We start from the raw sequence: 23,547 nt of genomic DNA, 5'->3' as shown, positions 1-23,547 counted from the left end.
TTTCTTTTGGGCGCTGGGGGAGGTGGCGCGCTGCGGATACGCGGCGTGACGGAGGGGGCGACGGCCCGCACTGAGCCCAGTCTCCCTCCACCACTTCGTGGTCCCCCTCCCCCGCACGCGGGGGAGGAAACAAAAGAAAAGGGCGGCGCCGTCGCCGGCGCCGCCCTCCCTAGTTCAGGTCTTCGCCTTCGGTCAGAAGGGCGACTGGATCGAGAGCCTGACGCCCTGACTGTCGCTGTCCTTCGTGACCATGTTGTCGAAGTCCAGGCCGAACCGGATGCCGTTCTTGATGGTCAGGTCGGCCCCGAGCTCCAGCCGCAGCTGGTCGCGGTCGATCGGATCCACCGTCAGGCGATAGGTCGGCCCGCCCACCCAGTCGGTGTAGTTGAGCAGGGCGTCGTTGGCCTTCTCGAAGTCGTGCGAATACTCGACCCGGAAGCGCGGAGCCAGCAGGCCGGCCGCCGTCTTGCGGAGGAACTCGCCACGCAGGCCGAGGGTGCCGGTGAGGCTCTTCACGGTCTGCGCGTGGTAGGTCAGGCCGAAGGGCCCGCCGCCGACTTCCGAGAACTTGTCCAGGTTCGAGCGGCTGAAGGCGACGCGGCCGTAGGGCGACAGCAGGCTGGTCTGCGTCCGTTGCTCCATCCCGAAGGTCAGAGCCGCGAACACCTGGTCGCCGTCACGCTCGCCGTTCACCAGCTCGCCCGTCGAGGTGACGTAGCGGCGGGTGTCGAAGTCGAGCGTGCCGTAGCCGAGGACCCCGTCGATGAAGGTCTTCTCGCCCGTCTTCAGGCTGGCGTAGAGGCCGGCGCTGTAGCTTTCGGCCTTGCTCTTGGTGCCCGACTTGCCGACCCGGCTGGAGTCGCGGCCGTAGCCGAGACCCAGGCCGAAGGCGAAGTCTTCGTTCACCCGGTAGTCGATGCCGCCGGTCAGACCGTCGGTGGTGAAGCGGAAGCCGCTTTGCGACCCGACCGCGTCACGCATGCCGAAGTCCGCCGAGCCAGCCGCCCAGACGCCCCAGCGCTTGGGACCGGCCTGGCCGTCTTCGCCGTCGTCCTTCTCGGTGTAGCCGGCCGTGTCGGCAGGCAGCAGCGGGCTGGACGGATCGGCCGCGTCGTTCATGCCGAGGCTGGCGTACTTGCGGAACCGCTCGCGCGCTTCCAGGCCGTCCTCGCGCTCGGTGACGCCGCCGCTGACGCTGACCCCGAACCCGCGACCCGCGCCGCCGCCGTTGTGCAGCTGCTCGAGGCGACGGTTGAAGTTGCTGATCTGGGCGTCGGCGAAGCGGACAGCCGCTGCATCCTGGGCCGCGATCAGACCCTTCACTTCCGGATCCTTCGACGGGTCCGGACGAGCCGTGACGATCACGTTGATCCGGCCGGGGGCCGAAGTCGCGAAGGCGTTGCTCAGGGTGTAGCTCACCACCGCCGTGCCCGCGAAGGCGTTGTCGGGGGTGAAGGTCAGGGTGTAGGCGCCCGACGAGGGGCTGGTGACCACCGAGGCGCCGGCGTTGGCCGGGGCGGTCGAGACCACCGCCGCGCCGGTGAACGGCCCGCCGCTGGCTCCGGCCACCAGATTAACGACCGCCTTCTGGCCGGCGAGGATCTCGACGGTGATCGGCGGCGCCGTCAGGGGCGCGGGGTTGACGGTGACGGTCACAGGAACCGGGTTGGACGCACCGAACGGATTGTTGATCCGGTAGGTGAAGCTGTCCGACGGGCCCTGGAAGCCGACGGCCGGGGTGTAGACGATGGTCTCGCCGTTGACGACGGCCGTGCCCTTGCCCGGAGCGGTGACCACCGTCACGCCCGTGAAGGGGCTGCCGGTGGCGCCTTGGGTGGCGGCCAGGGTCACCGACTGGCCGGCCAGCACGGTGAGCGTCTGGGCCGCCTGGGTCGGGACCGCCAGCGGGTTGACCGTGACGGTGACCGTCGCCGGACCGCCCGTGCCGCCGGGACCGGTGGCCGTGTAGGTGAAGGTGTCCGTGCCGAAGAAGTTCGCGGCGGGGACATAGGTCACTTCGAGGCCCGAGATCGTCGCCGTGCCGTTGGTCGGAGCCGTGGCGATGGCGATGGTCGAGATCGGGCCGGTGTCGTTGGCGGTCACCGGGATGACCACCTGGGCGTTGGCGTTCAGGGTCGCCGCATCGTCGACCACGACCGGAGCCGGGGCGGCGACGGCCACGCTGATCGCGGCCGGCGACGAGGTCCCACCCGGCCCGGAAGCCGCGTAGGTGAAGCTGTCGGGACCGTAGTAGCCCGGGTTCGGGGTGTAGGTGATGGTCACCGTGCCCGAGCCGGACTGCGAGCGCATGCGCGCAGCCCCGCCGTTGACGACGGCCGTGCCGTGTTGCGGCGGATCCACGATCACCACCGAGTCATAGAAGCCGTCGATCAGGTTCGACACGTCGACGGTCGTCGGCGAACCGGCCGGCGTGGTCGTGCTGGTCGGCTCGACCACCGGCGCCGGGGCGCGGTTGACCGTCAGGGTGACGTTGACGCTGGCCGAGAACGGACCCGAACCGCCGGCGGAGTCGGTGGCCCGCACCGTCAGCGGGAAGGTCCCCTCCTCCATCGGCGCGCCCGAGAGCGCGCCGGTCGAGGCGTTCAGCGTGACACCGGTCGGCAGGGCGCCGGCGGTGACCGTGTAGGTGTAGGGCGGCACGCCGCCGACGGCCTGGAAGGTCTGGCTGTAGGCGACGCCGTAGTCGGCGGCCGGCAGCGAGTTCGGGCCCAGGGTGAGGGTCGGGGCGACCACCACCAGGCTGTAGGCGACGGCCGGGCCCGGATAGGGACCGGGCGAGGCCGAGCCGTCGCTGGGCGTGACGGAGAAGTTATAGGTCCCCACCGTGGTCGCCTGGCCCGACAGCACGCCCGAGGCGCTCAGGGTCAGGCCGGGCGGCAGAGCGCCGGCGGTGACCGCGAAGCTGGGAGGCGTGGCGCCGCCCGTGGCCGTGAAGGTCTGGCTGTAGGCGACATAGGCCGTCGCAGTCGGCAGCGAGCCGGCGGCGGGACTGGTGATGGTCACCAGCGGGGCCAGGATGTTGATCGGGAAGGTGGCCGAGCCCGTGGCGCCGTAGGCGTCGGTGGCGCTGATCACCGCGTTGAACGTCCCCGCCGCGGTCGGAGTCCCCGAGAGGACGCCGGTCGTGGCGTTGATCACCAGGCCCGGAGGCAGGGCGCTCCCCGCGAAGGTGTAGGGCGCCGTACCGGTCGAGGCCGTGAAGGTCACGCCGGGATAGGCGACCGCGACGATGCCGTCCACCGGCGTGCCGGCGACCACCAGGGTCGGGGCGGTGACGGTGATCGTGACCGTGGCCGGAGCCGAGGCCCCGCCCGCGTTCGAGGCGGTGTAGGTGAAGGTGTCCGTACCCGAGAAGCCGGCCGTCGGCGTGTAGTCGAAGGCCATGCCGTTGACCGTCGCGGTCCCGTGAGCCGGGACGGCGGCCACGGCCACCGAGGTCGCCGGGACGCCGCTCAGCGACGGGGTGACCACGTTGTTGCTGCTGTTGGCGGCCACGGTCAGGGAGACCGCGCCCGGGGTCGGCGGAGCCGGCACGTTCACCGCCAGCGTATAGGGCTGGTCGAAGAAGTGCGTGGCGCCGGTGGTGGAGTCCTGGGCCCGGACGGAGAAGCTGAACGAGCCCACGGCCGTCGGCGTGCCCGCAAGCTCGCCGGTGGTCGGGTTCAGCGACAGGCCGGCCGGTGCGGAACCGACCACCGTATAGGTGTACGGCGCCGTACCGCCGCTGGCGGTGATCGTCTGGCTATAGGCGCTGTGCTGCGTGGCAGCCGGCAGGCTGGTCGGGTTCACCACCAGGACCGGAGCCCCGACGGTGACGCCGAAGGCCTGCGGCGCGCTGAAGAACGGCGCGGCGGTCCCCGTGGTGGAGTCCTTGGCGCGGATCGAGAAGTTGAAAGCGCCCGAAGCCGTCGGCGTACCGCTGATCTGGCCGTTGGCGGCCAGGGTCAGGCCGGTCGGCAGAGACCCCGGAGCCGTCGTCAGTTCGTAGGCGTAGGGAGCCACGCCGCCGCTGGCGGAGAGGGTGGCCGTGTAGGGCGCACCGGCCGTCATGGCGGGCAGGCTGGTCGTGGTCACGGTCAGGCTCGGCGGCGCGATCGTGATCGTGAAGGCCGCGCTGCCCAGGAAGGAGCCGCCTGCCGTCGAGTCGGTGGCCGAGATGGTGACGTTGAAGGTCCCCGCTTCCGTCGGCGTGCCCGAGAGCGTGCCGGTGGGCGACAGGGTCAGGCCGGCGGGCAGGTTGCCCGAGTCGGCGAAGGTGTAGGGCGCGGTGCCGCCGCTGGCGGTCAGCGTGTGGCTGCCGTAGGCGACGCCCGACTGGCCGTTGGGCAGCGAGCCCGCGACCGTGATCACCGGCGCGCCGATGACCAGGGTGTAGGTGCGCTGGCCGGTGTACGGACCAGCGCCCGTGCTCGAGTCCTGAGCCGTGATGGTGAAGGTGTAGGTGCCCACGGCGGTGGCCGTGCCCGTCAGGCTGTCGCCCGACAGGGTGACGCCCGGAGGCAGGCCCGTGCCGACCGAGTAGGTGTAGGGGCCCACGCCGTCGGCCGCGGTGAACTGGGTGTTCACCGCCACGCCGGCCGCGACCGGCGTGAGGGTCGGGTTGGTCGGCGAGACGACGATCGCCGGCGCATCGACGATCAGCGTGTAGCTCTGCGTGCCGGTGAACGGCGCGCCGGCGCCCGTCGAACTGTCGGTGGCGGTGACGTTGAAGTTGAAGTTGCCGCCCGCCGTCGGCGTACCCGAGACGACGCCGCTGGTGGCGTTGATCGTCAGGCCGGCCGGCAGGCCGGTCGCCGAGTAGCTCAGCGGCGCGGTGCCGCCCGTGCCCGTGATCGGCGCGCCGCTTGCGCTGTAGGCTTGAGCGATCGTGGCGTTGGGCAGCGTGGTCGACGACAGGGTGATCGTCGGCGGGTTGATGACCAGGGTGTATGACTGGGTGGCCGAATAGGTGCCGCCTGTGGTCGCGTCCGTGACCCGGATCGTGATCGGGAACGAACCCGCCTGCGTCGACGTGCCGGAGATCCGGCCGTTGGCGGGGTTCAGGGTGATGCCGAGCGGCAGCGTGCCGGTATCGACAGAGAAGGTGTAGGGCGTGTTGCCGCCGGTGGCGACGACGTCGTCGCTGTAGGCGACGCCGACCGTACCAGAGACCAGCGACGTGGTCGTCACGTTGATCGCGGGCGCGGCCACCGTGATGCTGTAGGCGGCCGAGCCGGCATAGGCGTTGCCGCTGCTGTCGGTGCCCGTGATCGTGAAGTTGTAGGTGCCCGTGGCCGTCGGCGTACCCGAGATCGAGTTGCCGACCAGCGAGGTCCCAGGCGGCGTGGAGCCGGCCGTCACACCGAAGGTGATCGGCGCATAGCCGCCCGTGCTGGTGATGGTCTGGCTGTACGAGACGCCCGCCTGGCCGCCCGGCAGGGCGCCCGAGGCCGGCGACAGGGTGATGGTCGGCGCGGCGATGTTCAGCGTGGCCGAGGCCGTGCTGGTGTAGCTGCCGTTACCGCCCGAGCTGTCGGTGACCGTGACCACGACCGTGGTGTTGGCCGCCGTGGTCGGAGTGCCGGTGATGACGCCCGAGCTGCTCATCGTCAGGCCGGCGGGCAGGCCCGTGGCCGAGAAGTTGTTATAGGGCGGGTTGCCGCCGCTGATGGTCACGGCCAGGCCGCCGCTGTTGTAGACGGCGCCGACCGTGCCGGTGGCGGCCGGCAGGGTGACCGAGAACACCGGGTCGTCCACGGTCACGAAGACCTGGCCGACGTTAGACGTGCCGCCGGCGTTGGTGGCGACCCAGTTGAAGGTGTCGGTGCCGCGGAAGCCGACCGGCGGGGTGTAGCTCATCAGGCCGGCGCTATCGACGCTGACCGTCGCGCCATAGGACGAGGCGCCGACCTGGTAGCCGGTCGGGCTTTCGGTGGCGTGCGAGGCCGCGCTGAACGTCGTCGCCGTGGCCGAACCGGCGTTGTAGGTCAGGCCGTTGATCGAGAAGGACGAGACCACCGGGGCCGGCGGCAGGCTGACCGTCAGGGTCGCCGTGGTGTTGGCGTTGTAGGGACCAGCGCCCAGCGAGCTGTCGCTGACGTTGACGGTGACGGTGAAGACGCCGTTGACCGCCGGCGTGCCGCTGATGACGCCGCCAGAGTAGGTCAGGCCCGTGGGCAGGCCGTTGATGCTGTTGACGGTGTAGGTCGCCCGGCCGCCCGAGAAGGTCACGGGGTTGGCGCCGGCGTTGTAGACCCGTTCGACCGTGGCCGTGGGCGACGGCAGGGTCACCGTGATCGTCGGATTGCCGATCGTGACGGTGACCGTGGCCGGCGCCGAGGTGCCGCCGAGGTTGGTCGCCGTGTAGGTGAAGCTGTCGTTGGCGTTACGGAAGCCGACAGGCGGCGTATAGGTGGCGATGCCGCTGCTGTTGACGCTGACGCTGCCGCCCTGGGCCGTGGTGGCCGAACCGACCGCGTAGTTGGTCGGCGTGCCGCCTCCGGTAATATAGAGTGACAGGTCGATGTTGGTCGAAAGGTTCGCGCCGTCGTTATAGGCGACGATCGAGCCGTAGGTCTGCGAGCTGGCGACCGGCGGCGCGACATAGGTGAACTGGTCGGACGCGCTGGTGGCGCTGGTCCCGCCCACCGTGGTCACCCGAACGTCGTAGGTGCCCGCCGAATTGACCGGCGACGTCGCCGTGATCTGGGTGTTGCTGTTGATGGTGTAGGTGGCGCTCGCCGCGCCGAACTGCACGGCGCCCGTTCCCGCCGCGGCCGCGAAGCCCGTGCCGGTGATGGTCACCGTCGTGCCGCCCGAGGTCGGACCCGCGGTCGGCGAGATCGAGGTCACCGTCGGCGCGTTCACATAGGTGAACTGATCAGACACGCTGGTGGCGCTGGTGCCGCCAGGCGTGATCACGGTGATGTCGTAGGTGCCGGCCGAGTTGGCGGGCGAGGTGGCCGTGATCTGGGTGTTGCTGTTGATGGTGTAGGTGGCGTTGGCCGCACCGAACCTGACCCCGCCCGTACCGGGGGCGGCTGCGAAGCCCGTGCCGGTGATGACCACCGTCGTGCCGCCGCCCGTCGGACCGGCCGTCGGCGAGACCGCGGTCACGGTCGGCGCGGCGACGTAGGTGTACTGGTCGGCCGCGCTGGTGGCGCTGGTGCCGCCCACCGTGGTGACGGTGACATCGTAAGTGCCAGCCGAATTGGCGGGCGAGGTGGCCGTGATCTGGGTGTTGCTGTTGATCGTGTAGGTGGCGGTGGTCGCACCGAAGCTGACAGCGCCCGTGGGGTTGGCGGCCGAGAAGCCCGTGCCGGTGATGGTCACAGTCTGGCCGCCGCCGGTGGGGCCGGCGATGGGGGAAACCGCGGTCACCGTCGGAGGCGCGACATAGGTGTAGCTGGTGGAGGCCGTACCGCCGGTCGTGGCGACGGCGACGGTGACGGCGCCGGCGGCGTGAGCAGGCGTATTGAAGACGATCTGGTTGTCGTTGGCCGAAGTGGGGGTAACGGTCGAGCCGTCGACGGTCAGGGTGGCGTTCGTCAGGGCCGTGCCCGTGAGCGTCACGCTCGTGCCGCCGCCCGTCGGACCCGCATTGGGCGCGATGTTGGTGATCGTGGGAATCGGCGGCAGGCAGCTGGCGGTGATGACGACCGTGCCGTCCGCCGACGCGAGGCCGACGATCCGGGATTCCAGCGCATACTCCGACGCCGGCAGCGTCCAGGTGATCGTGCCGCTGGCGGCGAGGTTGGCGCTGTTGACCAGGCTGCCGATCGAAGTGTCGCTCGCCCCTCTATAAAGGCGCGCGTTCAGATTAGTGCCGGTGATCGTGGCGGTGACGGTGATCTGCTCGCCCACCGTATAATTGTACTTGGCCCCGCCATTGTACCAACTGGCTCTCGCCGCGTGGTTCGACAGCTGGGTCAAAAGCCCGTTCAGGGTGGTGAGACCGCTCGTCATCCGCGCGTCGGTCGTGGTGAGCGCGCCGGCGGTGTAGGTCGTGGTCTGGTTCAGGGCGCCCGCGTTGATCGCGTCGCAATATGCCGAGGCGAAGGCCGCCGAGGGCCCGACCGCGGCCGCCAGCAAAGCGACCATGGCCATGACCAGATAGCGCGCGCGCTGCATGACAGTGCGCTCACGGCCACGCAGAACCTGCGCCTCGCCGGACTGCGCTGCAGTCGCGTTACCCCGCAGAATGCGGGTCATCCACCCCTGAAACATCAATTTCCCCAGCCCCAATATATCCACGCGCGGTAGTCCGCCCCGGACTCTCCATCCGCGCGCATTACCAGCCCATTACACGTAACCGTACATTATGCACAGCCCCAAGGCGTTTCCCGTGTGAATTGTCACATCGCGCGCCAAGAGTGTGTCCCAAAGTTGAGACACCGATACGCGTGACCGGTTATCAAGGGATTTCCGGGACTTGCCGCGCGCCTGGTCGGAGCTGGGTCACGCGCGTGAAACGAGCGTCTTGCGCGCTACGGGCGTCGCTGTGTAGCCTGGCAACTCAACATTGTGGGAGGGCCTGACGCCATGGACTTCTATATGGCTATGATCGTGCAGTTCGCGGGTAACTTCGCCCCGCGCAACTTCATGTATACCAACGGACAACTGATCGCGATCGCGCAGAACACCGCGCTGTTCTCGCTGCTGGGAACCACCTTCGGCGGCAACGGCCAGACCACCTTCGGTCTGCCGGACCTGCGCAGCCGCACCATGGTCGGCCCGGGCCAGGGCCCCGGCCTGCCGTCCTACGTCCAGGGCGAGCTGGCCGGTACGCCGACCACCACCCTGAACATCACCAACATGCCGGCCCACAACCACGCCGCGGTGTTCACCCCGTCGGGCTCGCCGACCGTGAACGTCCAGGCCCTGGGCAGCGTGGTCGACGGCCAGCAGTCGGTGCAACCCACCGCCAACGCGCACATCTGTAACGCCTACGACGCGCTCAACGTGGCCCAGGCCGGCATCTTCGCCCCGGCCGGCACCACCGGCACGGCCGTGAACCTGTCGGCCGGCACCGTCACCGGCATCGCCGGCAGCGTCACCGTCGGCATCACCGGCAACAACCAGCCGTTCGACAACATGCAGCCTTACCTCGGCCTGCAGTCGATCATCTGCGTCGCGGGCATCTTCCCCTCGCGCAACTAATCGGCGGAAACGAAAGACGCCGGCCCGTGGCTGTCCACGGGCCGGCGTTTTCTATTTCGGATCGGACTTTTCCGGCCAGGACGTTCCCAGCCGGGCCGGCGTCGTCAGTTGAAGACCGCCTGGTAGACCCGGGCGCCCGGCAACGGCTTCAGCTGGGTGATGACGATCGTATGCGGACCGCCCTTGCCGCAGTCGAACTCGTAGGCCCCGTCGATCAGGTTGATGTTCATCGGCGCCTCGAACATCAGCGAGAAGGGCTCGCGGATGTCGTGCGCGAAACCAGGACGGAAGATGGCCGCCAGGGTGATCTCGACCGGATGCGGAATGGTGGCGACGCGCACCTGCTTGCCCACCCACGGTTCGAAATCTTCCGGCTTGAGCAGCAGCATGGCGTCCCCCTCGTCTGTCCTGAACTTGTCTTGCCTGAACTTGTCTTGGCCGATCGCGCCCCGAGCCCAACCCGTAGCGCAACCTATGCGTCGATCTAGCCCATTCACCCGCGAGTCGTCGCGATGAAATCACCGTTCGACATCCCGCCCCTGCCCGCGGCGCTTCTGGCCCACGAGGTTAGCATCCGCCCGATCGAGGACGGCGACGCGCCGTTGCTCGCGCGCTGGCACGCCGAGTTCCGCGGCGCGTCCTTCCTGGCGATGGGCTGGCCGCGCGAGCAGGTGGCCGCGATGATGGCCGACCAGCTGCGCCTGCAGCAGATCCATGTCGCCAGCGCCTATCCCAAGGCCGACCGCTGGCTGGTGCTGGCGTGCGATGCGCCGGCCGGCCAGCTGCTGCTCGACCGCGCCCACGCCGACTGGCGGCTGATCGACCTGCTGCTGGCGCCGGAGGCCCGCGGCCTTGGCCTGGGCTCTGGCCTGATGGCGTGGATAAAGGACGCGGCCGCGCAGGCCGGCGCCGCGTCGATCACACTGGACGTCGGGTTCGACAACGCCCCCGCCCAGGCGCTCTACCGCAAGGCCGGCTTCGTCGAAGAGGCCTCGGAAACCGAGATCGCCGTCGCCATGCGCTGGCGTCCGGGCTGAACCAGCCAGCCCCGGCGGGGTGTGTTGGGTGGCGCACAAACAAAACCCGCCACGCGCAGTTTCAATCCTATCCGTGAAGTCCGCCGGCGCCGCCGCGCGCGTCTGGCGCGCCCTGCGAGGCCGGTGATCCTGGTCCTCCCGCTTCCCCTTCCCAGACAGGCCCGCCCTAGGGTCGACGCCTGCCGCCTGATCCAGTCCCCTAGGCCCAGGCCGCCGATCTGGCAAGACGAATCCCGCTTTCTGCGATGTAGTTTCACAAGTTGAGAATAGCGCGTATCGATGGTTTCCAAGTGGAAACAATTCGAAATCGAAATGATCGGTCAGTTTTCACCATCGCAAAGACCATCGAATACATGGTTATGTTGTCAAAACTCAGACAACAGAGATTGACAACAGCGGCTCTTCGATAAGATTTTCGACGCCGTCGCAGAGATCAAGAGATCCGCGACGACCGTGAAGACCGCTCTACACTCGCGACGGCGCGACCCCCCCCGCCCGACCGCGACACGCCGAAGCCAGACGCCGGAGATCCGGCGACCGGCCAGCGCTCCGACGCCCGCCGCGTCGCCCGAGCCCCGGCGTCCGTGCAAGCCCGCATCGACAACCGTTCCGTCGCGCCCTGCCGGTCGCGGCCGCCGCCTCGACGCGCCTTGCCTCCAGCCATCCACCAACACGCCCAAGGGCCGCGCGGCCCGAGGGCGAAAGAAGGCGGGACACCGCCAGTCTCTCATCGGAGGAAACCCATGAAACACCAACTGCTGGCGACCACGGGCCTCGCCGTCGCCATCCTGGGGATCGGCGCGCCCGCCGCCCTCGCCCAAACAGCCCCGCCGGCCGCCGACCAGACCGTCGAGAACAAGGTCGAGGAGGTCGTCGTCGTCGGCACCCGCGCCAGCCTGCAATCGGCCATGGGCCGCAAGAAGCGGGCCGGCACGATCTCGGACTCCATCGTCGCCGAAGACATCAGCCAGTTCCCCGACAAGAACGTCGGCGAGGCCCTGGGCCGGGTGACCGGCGTGCAGCTGGCCCGCGACTTCGGCGAGGGCAACGCGGTGTCGATCCGCGGCGTCGAACCCGACCTCAACCGGGTCGAGATCAACGGCATGAGCACCCTGTCGACCGCGGGCAACCTGCAGGTCTACGGCGGCGGCGGCCGCTCCAACGACTTTCGGGAACTGGCCTCGGAGCTGGTCAAGTCGATCGACGTGTTCAAGGGCTTCACCGCCGACATGACCGAGGGCGGCGTCGGCGGCACGGTCAGCGTCACCACCCGCAAGCCGCTGGACTTCAAGAAGCCGACCCTGTCGTTCACCGGCTCGATGCAGAACCTCGACACGGTCAAGAACTGGAAGCCGCGCGGCAACATCTTCGCCGCCACCCAGCTGTTCGACGGCCGCCTGGGCCTGATGGCCAATGTCACCTACGACAAGGTCGACACCCGCGGCGACTACGTCCGCAACTCGTCTTGGGGCCGGTTCGCCGACTTCGACAACTCGGCCGACAAGACCGTCGACTACTATTCCACCGCCTACAGCCAGGACATCGTCGACCTGGCCAGCGGCGTCGACACCTATGCCGGCTGCGCCTCGCTGGTGACGCCGGACGCCACCCAGATCTCGACCAGCAACCTGCGCACGGCCTGCCAGAGCCAGTGGTACGACTACGCCCCGCGCGTGGCCCGCTACGGCGTCTGGACCCGCACCGACGAGCGGATCTCGGCCGAGTTCACGGCCCAATACAAGTTCACCGACAAGATCGACGCCTGGGTCAGCTACAACCGCAATGAGCGCAGCCAGCGGCTGAACGACATCAACTACGGCACCGACTTCACGTCCGCCACGCGCCTGCGCAACACCGCCGCCAGCGGCACGTCGTGCTCGAGCACCGACACCACGGCCGGCTCGGTGGTCACCGACGCCAACCACAACGTCATCCAATACACCCTGGGCAACTGCCTCACGACCTCGGGCGCCGGCGGCTACAACGGCTTTGGCATCAGCGCCCGCGACTTCGCCTACGAGTCGACCAGCGACTACTACAACATCGGCGCCAACTACCGCGGCGACCGCCTGCAGATCGAGTTCCAGGCCTCCAGCGCCGAGACCTCGACCGTCTCGCAGACCAACAATGTCAGCGTCAGCTTCGACACGCCCGGCATGACGGTGACGCTGGACCCGTCGACCGGCAATCCGTCCTTCACCTTCGCCGACGGTTACAGCCCCTCGGACGCCTCGGCGATCCGCCAGTGGCAGATCCAGTACCGTCCATCGAACTCCCAGTCGGAGGAGAAGCAATACAAGATCGACTTCGACTACGAGGTCGACCTGCCGTTCCTGAAGAAGATCGAGTTCGGCGGCCGCGCCACCGATTTCTCGACCTCGGGCTACGGCTATGGCGGCTACATCATCGACGGCGGCGCCAACGCTTATTCGACCACCGACGACACGGTGATCTACAGCAACGCGGTCAATTCGACGGCGACGATCCTGGCCAGCCAGACGGCCGACCAGACCAATCCGACCAACGCCTCGGCCGCCTATACCACCGGCTACTGGTCGACCAGCGAGACCTGGTCGCGGGCGTTCTCCAACGCCGTCTTCGCCCAGGCCATGACCCAGCTGCCCAGCGCCTTCTATTTCGGCGGCAACGGCCTGCCCTCGACCTGGCTCTATCCGAACTTCAACTCGGTGGCCCAGTATCTCGACACGTCGCACTTCAACCTGAACAACCTGACGACCACCACCGGCAACGACGGCGAGACCTACGAGCAGATCCCCTACAGGATCCAGGAACAGACCGACGCCCAGTACCTAAAGTTCAACTACGCCTTCCCGCTCCTGGGCTACGACGTGAACGGCAACTTCGGCTGGCGGCGCGTCCATACCAAGACCCAGGGCGCCGGCGCCCAGACCCGCAGCGAGACCTATGCGGCGACCAACGGCGGCACCTCGACCACCTACGTGCTGAGCAACAGCATCGCCACCATGACCAAGGACTACACGGTGTGGCTGCCCAGCTTCAACGTGGGCCTGTGGCTGGCGCCCAACAAGCTGGCCGCCCGCGCCGGCTTCGCCCAGCTGATGGCCCGGCCGCGCATGGACTACCTGATGCCGACGGTCAGCTGCACCACCGACAACTCGCCCGACGCCAACGGCGAGTTCGACGAGCCCAGCTGCACGGCCGGCAATCCGGAACTGAAGCCCTATCGCGCCAACCAGTACGACCTGTCGTTCGAGTATTACCCCAACAGCGACACCCAGATCTCGCTGGGGCTGTTCTACAAGGACATCAAGTCGTTCTACGTCTCGTCGCGCACCCTGATCGGCAAGGTCGACTACTACGGCGACGGGGTGCTGTATAACTACAGCACCTACATCAACGGCGACGGGGCCAAGATCTCGGGCCTGGAGCTGACCGGCAAGACCGCATTCACCTGGCTGCCAGGGGCGCTGTCGGGCCTGGGCGTCGACGCCAACTACACCTACCAGGAAGCCAAGGACGTCGAGCTCTACTCGACGCTCGACGGCTCGCCCCTGCCCTTCCCCGGCCTGTCCAAGAGCAGCGCCAACTTCACGGTCTGGTACGACAAGGGCCCGATCAACGCGCGCCTGGCCTACAACTACCGCTCCAAATACCTGGTCTCGGCCGCAGACACCTCGGGCCAGCCGGTGTTCCGCGACCCGACCGGCTACCTGGACGGCAAGATCACCTGGAAGCCGGGCCCCAAGGGCCTGTCCTTCTTCGTGGAAGGCAAGAACCTGACCAAGGAGGAGGAACGCTCCACGGCCGGCGACATCCGCCTGACCGAACTGGGCTACTTCGGCCGCCGGTTCTTCATGGGCTTCACCTACAAGTATTGAGGCCAAGAGAGGCTCCCGGGCGACCGGGGGCCTCGCCGGACGCGAAAAGGGCCTCCCGAACATCTCGGGAGGCCCTTTTTGTTGGCGGTGTGCGCCCCTCGTCCTTCGACAAGCTCAGGATGAGGGACGAACGGCAAGCTCAGGATGAGGGACGAATGCAGCCGCTCACCTGATCCCCACCCTCGGCCTGTCGAAGGCCGAGGATCACGCACGGCCACAGCGATCCTAGAACCCGAACTCCGGCTGGGCCGCGCCCGGGTGCTGGGTCTCGGGCAGGTGGCAGGTGAAGGTCGAGCCGGCGCCCGGCTCGCTCTCCAGGGCCACCCAGCCGCCGTGCAGTTCGACCAGCGCCTTGACCAAGGCCAGGCCCAGGCCCGGGCCGCCACGGTCGCGACCGACGAAGCGGTCGAAGATGTGGGCCTGGACGTGGAAGGGCACGCCCCGGCCGGTGTCGCGCACGTGCAGCTTGACCTCTCCGAGGGCGCGCTGAGCCGAGATCGTCACCTTGCCGCCCGGCGGGGTCTGGCGCAGGGCGTTCTCGACCAGGTGGTCGACGGTCTGGTTCAGGCGCTTGGCGTCGCCGCGGATCAGGCCGACCTCCTCGTCGCAGATCACCTCCAGCGTCACCCCGCCGATCTCGGCGTCCTTGCCGCCGCGCTGATACGCGCCTTGCAGCAGGTCGACGACGCGGATGTCCTCGATCTCCAGCGCCATCTCGCCGGCGTCGATCTGGGCCATGTCGAGCACGTCGTCGATCGAGCGGGCCAGTTGGGTGGCGGCGGCGCGCACGGCGGCCACGTGGCCCTTGCCGCGCTCGTGCAGGCCCTCGGCCCGCTCGAGCAGTTCCGAATAGCCGATGATCGTGGTCAGCGGCGTGCGCAGCTCGTAGGAGACGTTGCCGACGAAGTCGCGCTTCAGCCGCTCGGCCTCGGCCAGGGCGGCGGAGCGGTCGGCCAGGGCGCTTTCCAGGTGGCGGGTGTCGGTGACGTCGGCGAAGGCGATCAGGGTCGCGCCGTCGGGCAGCGGCCGGCTCTGGTAGACGACGATGCGGCCGTCCGAGGTGCGCACCTCGCCCGAGGTCGGGGCGCGCATCTGCGGATCGGGATCGGCCACCCGGCCCTTCAGCTCGCGCCAGAACGACAGGTCGTGCAGGCGGCGCACGCACAGCTCGACCACGCCCTCGAAGTCGCCGGCGGCCTGCAGGGCCTGGGGCGTGACGTTCCAGAAGGTCTCGAAGGCCTCGTTGTGCAGTCGCAGGCGGCCGTCCGAGCCGAACACGGCCACGGCGTCGTTCAGCTTGTCGAGCGTGGCCTGCTGCACCTGGATCAGGGCGTTGTATTGGGCCTTAAGCCGCAACTCGCCGGTGATGTCGGAATAGAGCAGCAGCATGCCGCCCAGCGGGTGGGGCTGGCGCACGACCTTCAGGGTGCGCCCGTCGGGCAGGTCCCACAGCTCGTCGGCCTGGGGCCCCAGGTCCTCGTAGCGGGCCAGTTCGGCCGCCTTCCACTTTGCATAGTCCACCGTCTCGGGCAGGCGGCGGCGCTGGCGCAGGCGGTCCAGCACCTCGCCGTGGGTCGGCCGCTCGGCCAGCCAGGCCGGCTCCAGGCCCCAGAGGTCGGCGAAGGCGGTGTTGTGGAACGACAGGCGGCGGCTGGCGCTGAAGATCGCCACGCCGTCGGCGATGTGGTTGAGGGTCTCGTCGTGGGCCGCGACGTGGTTCTTCAGCGTCTCGCGGACGTCCTCGACCTCGGTGACGTCGGCGCTGAACACCCCGGCCCCGCCGCCGTCCAGCGGCTTGACGGTGAAGCGGAAGGCCCGGCGGCGGCCGTCGATCGGCGTCCAGCGCACGGTCTCGCGACGCTCGGTCTTGGCGGCGGCCTCCACGGCCAGGGCGTCGACGGCCCGGTCGAAGGTCTTGCCGGCGCGGGCGGCCTCGCCGGCGCTGTCGACGCCCACGGCCCGCAGATAGGCGCCGTTGGCCCAGGTCGGCGCGCCGTCGGCGGCGGCGATCCAGGCCGGCTCGGACAAACCGTCGACGAAGGCGGCGAAGCGGGCGGCGCTGGGCAGGCCAAGGTCGCCGGTCTGGGCGGCCAGGCGCAGCCAGGCCAGGGCGCCGGCCGCGCGGCCCTCGACGATGACCCGGCCGCCGGGACCGCGGGCCTCGAAGGCGCAGGCCTCGCCGCGCTCGAACAGGGCCTTCAGGCGGGCGGCGTGATCGGGATCGCCGGCGATCAGGGCCTCGACCAGGGCGTCGGGCGTGGCCTCGACGTTCAGCACCTGGGCGCAGGCGTGCAGGCTGTCGTCGCCCGACACCAGGCGGGCCGCGCCATCCTCGACCGCCACCAGGGCGTTGTCGAAGGCTTCAGCCGAGGCCTGGGCGGCCACCGAGCCGTTTTCCAGGGCGTCGAGACGCAGCCGCATGCCGGCCAGGCGGGCGTCGAAGGCGCGGCGCTGGGCCAGGGCCCACAGGGTGGCGCAGATCGCCAGGCAGACCGCGCCGGCCGTCGCGGCCAGGATCAGATCGAGCGATGTCATCCGGCGTGTCGCTAGCCCCAAAGGCATAAGGGTCGAATCAGATCTCGCAGCTTAGACCGCGCGTGGCGAGAGCGCGATCTGGCCCCTTCCCCGAAGCGCGGATCGCGTTATGTGAAGTTCATGACCTGGACCGACCGCCTCGCCCCCTCGCTGGACGATTTCGCCGCCCTGGCCAAGGCCGCCTTCGACGGCCTGCCCGAAGAGTTCCGCCGCCTGACCGGCGACGTCGTCTTCCGCGTCGACGACTTCGCGACCGACGAGGCGCTCGACAGCCTGGGCATCGAGGATCCGTTCGAGCTGACCGGCCTCTACCAGGGCGTGGACCTGTCGCGCCGCTCGGTGCTGGACTTTGGGGCCCAGCCCTCGATGGTCTTCCTCTATCGCCGCCCGATCCTGGACGAATGGTGCGAACGCGGCGATGTGACCCTCGGCGCGCTGATCGAGCACGTGCTGGTCCACGAGATCGGCCATCACTTCGGACTGTCGGACGACGACATCCACCGCATCGAGGACGAGGCATGAGCCTTTTCGACACCGAGATCTGGCGCGAGCGGATGGACGAGCGCTGGTTCGAAAGCGGCGTGGCCATCGCCGAGAAGGGCGACGTCGCCCTGGTGTCGATCGAGGACGACGCGGTCAGCGCCCACGTCACCGGCAGCGCCGGCGACCTATACGTGGTCGAACTGCGCGCTCCGGCCGGCGAGGGGCGCTGCGACTGCCCGGGGTTCGAGAAGTTCGGCGCCTGCAAGCACCAGGCGGCAGTGGTCGTGGCGGCCAATGCGCTGGACGAGCCGGGCCTGCAGGCGGTGCGCGATCGGATGTCGAGGCTGCGCGACGGCCTGGCGCTGGACAGCCGCGAGGCCCTGGTCGAGCGCCTGGTGGATCTGGCCCGTCGCCACCCGAAAGTGCTCGCCATTCTGGAAGGCTGACCGGCGATATTCAAAAGATATGGAGCAATAGTTTCCAGATATACCTGGAGACGCGTCCATATTTTGCCTCAAAATTCGCCCAACGAACGGTGCGTAAATACACAATATCCCCCGTCGCGGGAGTTTGCGATTGAATATCACGGATTCTGCGCAATACTTCCCGCAGATTCGTCGGAGGTCGATGCAACACCGCTGACGACTGGCCTGAATGCGCTCGCTCGCCGTGCGCAGTCTTGCCAGCCGCGTTGCGAGAGATTGCGTCAGTGTCCATCCCGCGCCCCAAGGCAAGCAAGCCGGAGAACAAGGCCTTCGTGGTCGCGTTATCGGTGTTGCAACTGACGGTCGTGGTGATCGTATGGTTGGCGGCTCTCGTTCCGGCGGCGCTGGCGGCTCTGGCCGTCATTCTCTGGAAAGCGGCCCGCCCGACCGTCCGGGGCAAGTTTCCGCCCGCCTGAGTTTTCCGCCGAGCCCGCGCCACCCCATGGAACTGCGCCACGTCCGCTATTTCGTCGCCCTCGCGGAAGAGCTGAACTTCACGCGCGCCGCCGCGCGCCTGGGCATAGGCCAGCCGCCGCTGAGCCAGCAGATCCGGGACCTGGAGAAGGAGATCGGCTACCCGCTGTTCCTGCGCCGGCCGCACGGCGCCGAGCTGACCGAGGCCGGGCGGGCTTTCCTGGCCGAGGCCCGGCTGATCCTGGAACAGGCCGAACGGGCCAAGGAAGCCGCGCGCCGGGCCGGCGGCGGCCATGTGGGCGCGCTGCGGGTGGGCTTCACCTCGTCGGCCAACTTCCACCCGGCGGTGACCGAGGCCTTCGCCGTCTTCCACTGGAAGTACCCCGACGCCAGCCTGATCGTCGAGGAGAGCCACTCGGCGCGCCTGGCCGAGCGCCTGCTGCATTCGGAGCTGGACGCGGCCTTCGTGCGCCCCGGCAATGTCGCGGCCGAGGGGCTGGACCTGCTGCCCCTCGGCGAAGAGCCGCTGATCCTGGCCCTGCCGGCCGGCCACCGCCTGGCCGCCCAGGCGCGCGTGCCGGTGGCGGCGCTGGCGGGCGAACCGTTCGTGATCTTCTCGCAGGGGATCGGCCGCACGTTCCTGGGGCTGATCCGCGAGGCCTGCGCCCAGGAAGGCTTCGAGCCGACCATCGGCCAGGAGACGCCGCACATCGTGGCGATGATCAACATGGTCGCCGCGGGCCTGGGCGTGGCCATGGCCCCCGGCTCGATCGCCCAGCTGGCGGTGCGCGGGGTGGTCTATCGCCCGCTCGACGGGGCCGTGCCGAAGGTGCCGCTGGCCATCGCCACCCGCGCCGGCGACGCCTCGCCCCTGGTGCGCAACTTCCTGGCCCTGATCCCGCCGCCGGCGGTGGAGGACTAGGCGGCGCCGACGCGACCATGCCATAGCTTGGCCGATGATCGAGACCGACGCCCTGCTGCACATCGCCTTCGACGCCGAGGAGGCCGGAGACTACGCCCGGGCGCGCGAAGGCTATGCGCGCTGCGCCGAGTTCGGCGACATCACCGCCCTGACCAACCTGGCCTATCTGCACGACAATGGCCTGGGGGCCCCGCCCGACAAGGCCGAGGCGATGCGCCTCTATCAACAGGCCTGGCGCCGCGCCCGCTGCACGGTTTCCGCCAACAACATCGCCATCCTCTATCGCGAACGCGGCGACCACCGCGCCATGGTCCGCTGGTTCGCGCGGTGCGCCGCCGCTGGCGACGATTCCGCCTGCCTGCCGCTGGCCAAGTGCTACCTGGAGGGCCTTGGCGTGCGGCGCTCGATCGAGGCCGCCGTGCGCTGCCTGGCCAGGGTGCTGTCGTCCGACGCGGTCGACGAGGACGATGTCGAGCAGGCCGAAGCCCTGATGGACCAGTTCCGCCCGCGCCTGGCCTAGGACAGCACCGCCTCCACCCAACGCGGAACCACCTCGCCGGCCGGGCCATAAAGCCGCTCGTCGAAGGCGCGGGCGTTGTCGGAGGGCGCAAGGTTGATCTCGCAGGTGCGGATCCCCATCCGCCGCGCCTCGGTCACGAAGCCGGCGGCCGGATAGACCGAGCCCGAGGTGCCGATGGCGACGAACAGGTCGCTGTCCTCCAGGGCCTCGAAGATCTCGTCCATGAACAGCGGGACCTCGCCGAACCAGACGACGTGCGGACGGGCCATGCCGGCCGCTCCGCAGGATCCGCAGACGGCCTCGGCGTCCAGCGGGCCGGGATCGGGGCGTACAGCCTCGCAGGCGTGGCAGCGAGTGACGGCCAGCTCGCCGTGCATGTGGACCACGGCGGTCGAGCCGGCCTTCTCGTGCAGGTCGTCGACGTTCTGGGTGCACAGGAAGAGCCGCCCGCCCCGCGCCGCCAGTTCCCGCTCCAGCCGGGCCAGGGCGAAGTGGGCGGGATTGGGCGCAGCGGCCGCCAGGTTGGCCCGACGGGCGTTGTAGAAGGCCCGCACCTTGGCCGGATCTCGGGCGAAGCCCTCGGGCGTGGCGACCTCCGAGAGGTCGTACTGCATCCATACCCCGCCTTCGTCGCGGAAGGTCCCAAGCCCGCTCTCGGCCGAAACCCCGGCGCCCGTCAGTACGAAGACGTTCAGGCCCATGGCGGCGTTTCCCATTCTGGTTCAAGCGGCTGCGGCAAAGGTGACGCCATCGTCATTTTTAATTTGACCGTACCGGAAATTTGAGTGGACAGTGTTCACTCGAGGAGAGACCCGCGACAGACGGGCCCCGTCGAGCAGCCGAGAGGCCACAGGAGAGGAGCCGACCGTGACGGACAAGAACATCACCAAGGACGCCATGTACGACGCGGTGGCGCCCGACGACTTCGAGTCCATGCTCGAACTCGACCGGTACGGAAACCGCTCGAGCGCCTTCGACAAGATCATCTCGGCCACCCACGACCACTTCTGGGACCCGCTCGACAAGGCCTATATCGATTTCGACGAGCCGTTCGACATGGAGAACCAGCCGCTGGTTCCCGAGGACCTCGTCATCGCCCTGTCGACCGAGTACGTCTCCAACCACCTCTCCGATCCCAAGCAGCGCACCCGCTTCATCAACCAGTCGGTGCTGCGCAGCTTCTCGTCGATCCTGCACGGCGAGCAGGGCGCGCTGAACCTGTCGGCCAGCCTGTGCCACGTGCTGAAGGACCAGGGCGCGCAGGAATACGCCGCCAACCAGACCCGCGAAGAGGCGCGCCACGTCACCGCCTTCGCCAAATACATCAAGGCCCGCTGGGGCAAGCCGGTCGAATGCGGCCCGGCGCTGAAGAGCCTGCTGGTCGAGATCATCGCCGCCCCGGAGGTCTACAAGAAGATCATCGGCATGCAGATGCTGGTCGAGGGCCTGGCCATGGGCGCCTTCGCCACCTTCTTCAAGGAAATCCACGATCCGCTCGGCAAGAAGCTCTTGCAACTGGTGATGACCGACGAGGCCTTCCACCACAAGTTCGGGAAGATCTGGGCCGACCGCACGGTGCCCAAGCTGACGGCCGAGGAACACGCGATCATCGAGGACTGGGCGGCTCACTGCTTCCAGACCCTGCTGTTCAACCTCGTTTCGCCGCACCAGCAGCTGGATCTCTACCGCGAGTTCGGCCTGGACCCCGACAAGGTGGTCGAGGAGTACGGGCAGATCATGACCGACGACCTGCGTCGCGAGCACATGAAGGAACAGACCAACATCTTCCGGGTGCTGGTGAAGACCCTGCTCAACGCCGGCATCATCACCGACCGCACCAAGGCGTTCTACGCCATGTACGTCGACCTCGACGAACTGAAGGCCGAGGGCGACCGCATGGTCGGCGACGACATCGCCGAGGAAGGCATCCGCCACCTGCAGGCCATCAACTTCAAGGACCGCGTCGCCCCGGTGACCATCGCCGCGGAGTGATCGAAAGACCCCTCTCTCTTCGAGAGAGGGAGGGGCCCGCCGCGCAGCGGTGGGAGGGTGAGAGGTTTCACCGCTGGCCGGCAAACCTCGATCACCTTGCTTCTACGCCGTCATCCCGGCCGGACACCCGCGAAAGCGGGTGGTAGAACCGGGACCCAGGGGCCGGTGCATCGCGTCGGCCAGGCTTCAGGCAGCGCCTACATCTCCTGCGCCCAGTCCCCTGGGTCCCGGATAAGCCCTCCGGGCTTTCCGGGATGACGATGATGGGGCTCCATCAGGATCGACACCCCTCTATCAAAGAGAGAGGGTTTTCGCGTGAAGGAACACCGCTGCCTCCCCTTGCGTTTGCCTCCGTTCGGGGGATGAACTTGAGCAGGGCGCAAAGCCCGCCAAGCAGCAAGGTGTCGGAATGCGCGTAAGCCTGATCCTGTCCCTCGCGGCGTGCCTGGCCGCGACGCCGGTCTTGGCCCTTCCCTCTTCGGCCCTGGCCGGCGCCCAGCCGCCGTCCAAGCCGGTGGCGGCGGCCTTCTATTCGGGCAAGTGGTACGAGATCGCCCGCACCCCCAATTCGGGCCAGCGCAACTGCGAGGCCCCGACCACCGAATTCACCGCCAAGACCGCCGACAGCTTCTCGGTGCGCCAGGTCTGCCGCCGCGACAGCGCCACCGGCAAGGCCAAGACCTTCAACACCAGCGGCAAGATCGTCGCCGGGTCCGAGAACGCCAAGTTCTCGATGAACTTCCTGGGCGGCCTGAAGAAGCAGGAATACTGGGTCCTCGACCACGCCGACGATGCGTCGTGGGCGATCATGGCCACGCCCGGCGGCAACTTCGTCTGGCTGCTGTCGCGCAAGCCGGTGATGGACGAGGCGACCCGGTCGGCCGCCCTCGCCCGCGTGAAGGCCCTGGGCTACGAGAAGCTGGTCTTCCCGCAGCAGCCCGAGGCGTGAGGGTGGCCGCCATCCGCCTCGCCGTCGCCGGCGCCTGCGGCGTCGCCCTCTTGGCCCTGGCCGCCTGCGCCGGGGCCGGCCCGCCCGGCAATCCCCGCCCGCCGCAGCCGGCCAAGCGCGTCGAACTGAGCAAGTACCTGGGCCTGTGGTACGAGGCCGCGCGCTACGACTTCCGCTTCGAGAAGGGCTGCGACGGCGTCACCGCCGAGTATTCGCTGCGCCCCGACGGCCTGGTGGAGGTGCGCAACACCTGCCGCAAGGGCGGCCCCGAAGGGATCGAGAAGATCAGCCTGGGCAAGGCCAAGGTGGTCGACAAGGCCACGGGGGCCAAGCTGAAGGTGTCGTTCTTCGGTCCCTTCTTCCTCGGCGACTACTGGGTGCTCGACCACGCCGACGACTACAGCTGGGCGATCGTCGGCGAGGGCAGCGGCCGCTATCTGTGGCTGCTGACCCGCGACAAGCCCACGCCCGGCCTGACCCAGGCCCTCACCGACCGGGCCAAGGCCATGGGCTACGACGTCTCGCGCCTGCGGGTCACCAAGCACGCGCGGGGTTGAGCGCGCGCCCCGCTTGCATAGCGAACAAAGATGGAACATTCTGGCGACATGGACGTCGTCGTCGACATCACCCTCACCCCCTCGGCCATGGGGCGCCCCGAAACCACCACCGCCGTCACCCGCGGCGCGGCGCGGCTGCTCGTCGACCTGGGCTATGCGCCGCTGGCCGAGGTGACCCTGCCCAACGGTCGCCGGGCCGACCTGATGGCCCTGGGCCCCAAGGGCGACATCGTCATCGTCGAGGTGAAGTCGGGCCTCGACGACTACCGCGTCGACCGCAAGTGGGGCGAGTACGGTCCCTATTGCGACGCCTTCCACTTCGCCGTCGCCCCGCAGTTTCCCGACGGGATCCTGCCGGAGGAACCGGGCCTGATCGTCGCCGACGGCTTCGGCGGCGCGGTGGTGCGGGCCGCGCCCGTCACGCCGCTGGCCGGCGCCCGCCGCAAGGCCCTGACCCTGGCCTTCGCCCGCCTGGCGGCCCTGCGCGCGGCCGGAGTCGCCGCCGAGCGCCTGTCCCTCTGAAGTTCGGCGATCGGAAAATAAATCGCGGACTGCGACATTCTGTCCGAACACAACTCAAGATGACGCGCCGACAGCCATAGAGCTTGCCTGCCGCAAGGTCACGCGCAGACCT

General features: G+C 68.8%; 16 protein-coding genes. 12 read left to right on the top strand and 4 right to left on the bottom strand.

The features are described from left to right. Window positions 1-192: 192 nt before the first annotated feature. Window positions 193-8,130, bottom strand: a complete 7,938-nt coding sequence (locus ACODR1_RS01360; protein WP_488878843.1) for a putative Ig domain-containing protein — start codon at window positions 8,128-8,130, stop codon at window positions 193-195. Between the two features lie 411 nt (window positions 8,131-8,541). Here ACODR1_RS01360 and ACODR1_RS01355 point away from each other — a divergent pair, with 411 nt between their 5' ends. Beyond that, window positions 8,542-9,159: a phage tail protein gene (locus ACODR1_RS01355; protein WP_488878842.1), complete on the top strand. Its 618-nt coding sequence runs from the start codon at window positions 8,542-8,544 to the stop codon at window positions 9,157-9,159. A gap of 104 nt (window positions 9,160-9,263) precedes the next feature. Here the strand turns inward: ACODR1_RS01355 and ACODR1_RS01350 are convergent, their stop codons facing one another. Next, window positions 9,264-9,548, bottom strand: a complete 285-nt coding sequence (locus tag ACODR1_RS01350) for a DUF6916 family protein (protein ID WP_101718595.1) — start codon at window positions 9,546-9,548, stop codon at window positions 9,264-9,266. Between the two features lie 123 nt (window positions 9,549-9,671). On the opposite strand from ACODR1_RS01350, the gene ACODR1_RS01345 reads away from it, so the two are divergent. Further along, window positions 9,672-10,196 (top strand): GNAT family N-acetyltransferase, encoded by a 525-nt coding sequence (locus ACODR1_RS01345; protein WP_488878841.1) that lies wholly within the window; start codon window positions 9,672-9,674, stop codon window positions 10,194-10,196. 743 nt (window positions 10,197-10,939) lie between these two features. Then, a complete protein-coding gene (locus ACODR1_RS01340) occupies window positions 10,940-14,056 on the top strand; it encodes a TonB-dependent receptor (RefSeq protein ID WP_488878840.1) in 3,117 nt (1,038 codons plus the stop codon). 225 nt (window positions 14,057-14,281) lie between these two features. Here the strand turns inward: ACODR1_RS01340 and divL are convergent, their stop codons facing one another. Further along, complete coding sequence (gene divL, locus ACODR1_RS01335; protein WP_488878839.1) at window positions 14,282-16,591, bottom strand: cell cycle protein kinase DivL; 2,310 nt, start codon at window positions 16,589-16,591, stop codon at window positions 14,282-14,284. A 120-nt stretch (window positions 16,592-16,711) separates the two neighbouring features. Here divL and ACODR1_RS01330 point away from each other — a divergent pair, with 120 nt between their 5' ends. From ACODR1_RS01330 to ACODR1_RS01310, 5 genes are all read left to right on the top strand, one after another. Beyond that, on the top strand, window positions 16,712-17,113 hold the full coding sequence (locus tag ACODR1_RS01330; RefSeq protein WP_488878838.1) for a metallopeptidase family protein: 402 nt from the start codon (window positions 16,712-16,714) through the stop codon (window positions 17,111-17,113). Beyond that, on the top strand, window positions 17,110-17,520 hold the full coding sequence (locus ACODR1_RS01325) for an SWIM zinc finger family protein (protein ID WP_488878837.1): 411 nt from the start codon (window positions 17,110-17,112) through the stop codon (window positions 17,518-17,520). Before ACODR1_RS01330 ends, ACODR1_RS01325 begins: the two co-directional genes overlap by 4 nt. A gap of 263 nt (window positions 17,521-17,783) precedes the next feature. Further along, complete coding sequence (locus ACODR1_RS01320; protein ID WP_240621507.1) at window positions 17,784-17,975, top strand: hypothetical protein; 192 nt, start codon at window positions 17,784-17,786, stop codon at window positions 17,973-17,975. Window positions 17,976-18,001: 26 nt separating this feature from the next. After that, the gene (locus tag ACODR1_RS01315) at window positions 18,002-18,895 is read left to right on the top strand and encodes a LysR substrate-binding domain-containing protein (protein ID WP_488878836.1); all 894 of its coding nucleotides are present in this window, start codon (window positions 18,002-18,004) and stop codon (window positions 18,893-18,895) included. A gap of 34 nt (window positions 18,896-18,929) precedes the next feature. Continuing rightward, window positions 18,930-19,415: a tetratricopeptide repeat protein gene (locus ACODR1_RS01310; protein WP_488878835.1), complete on the top strand. Its 486-nt coding sequence runs from the start codon at window positions 18,930-18,932 to the stop codon at window positions 19,413-19,415. Here the strand turns inward: ACODR1_RS01310 and ACODR1_RS01305 are convergent. After that, a complete protein-coding gene (locus ACODR1_RS01305) occupies window positions 19,412-20,116 on the bottom strand; it encodes an SIR2 family NAD-dependent protein deacylase (protein WP_488878834.1) in 705 nt (234 codons plus the stop codon). The genes ACODR1_RS01310 and ACODR1_RS01305 overlap by 4 nt on opposite strands. 166 nt (window positions 20,117-20,282) lie before the next feature. On the opposite strand from ACODR1_RS01305, the gene ACODR1_RS01300 reads away from it, so the two are divergent. From ACODR1_RS01300 to mmcB, 4 genes are all read left to right on the top strand, one after another. Continuing rightward, a complete protein-coding gene (locus ACODR1_RS01300) occupies window positions 20,283-21,407 on the top strand; it encodes a ferritin-like domain-containing protein (protein WP_101718603.1) in 1,125 nt (374 codons plus the stop codon). 409 nt (window positions 21,408-21,816) lie between these two features. Continuing rightward, complete coding sequence (locus tag ACODR1_RS01295) at window positions 21,817-22,356, top strand: lipocalin family protein (RefSeq protein WP_488878833.1); 540 nt, start codon at window positions 21,817-21,819, stop codon at window positions 22,354-22,356. A gap of 2 nt (window positions 22,357-22,358) precedes the next feature. Further along, on the top strand, window positions 22,359-22,913 hold the full coding sequence (locus ACODR1_RS01290) for a lipocalin family protein (protein ID WP_488878832.1): 555 nt from the start codon (window positions 22,359-22,361) through the stop codon (window positions 22,911-22,913). A gap of 48 nt (window positions 22,914-22,961) precedes the next feature. Then, window positions 22,962-23,435 (top strand): DNA repair putative endonuclease MmcB, encoded by a 474-nt coding sequence (gene mmcB, locus ACODR1_RS01285; protein WP_488878902.1) that lies wholly within the window; start codon window positions 22,962-22,964, stop codon window positions 23,433-23,435. Window positions 23,436-23,547: the final 112 nt, after the last annotated feature.

Source organism: Caulobacter sp. FG7 (genome assembly GCF_057808875.1).
This window is presented reverse-complemented; position numbering and strand designations above follow the sequence as displayed.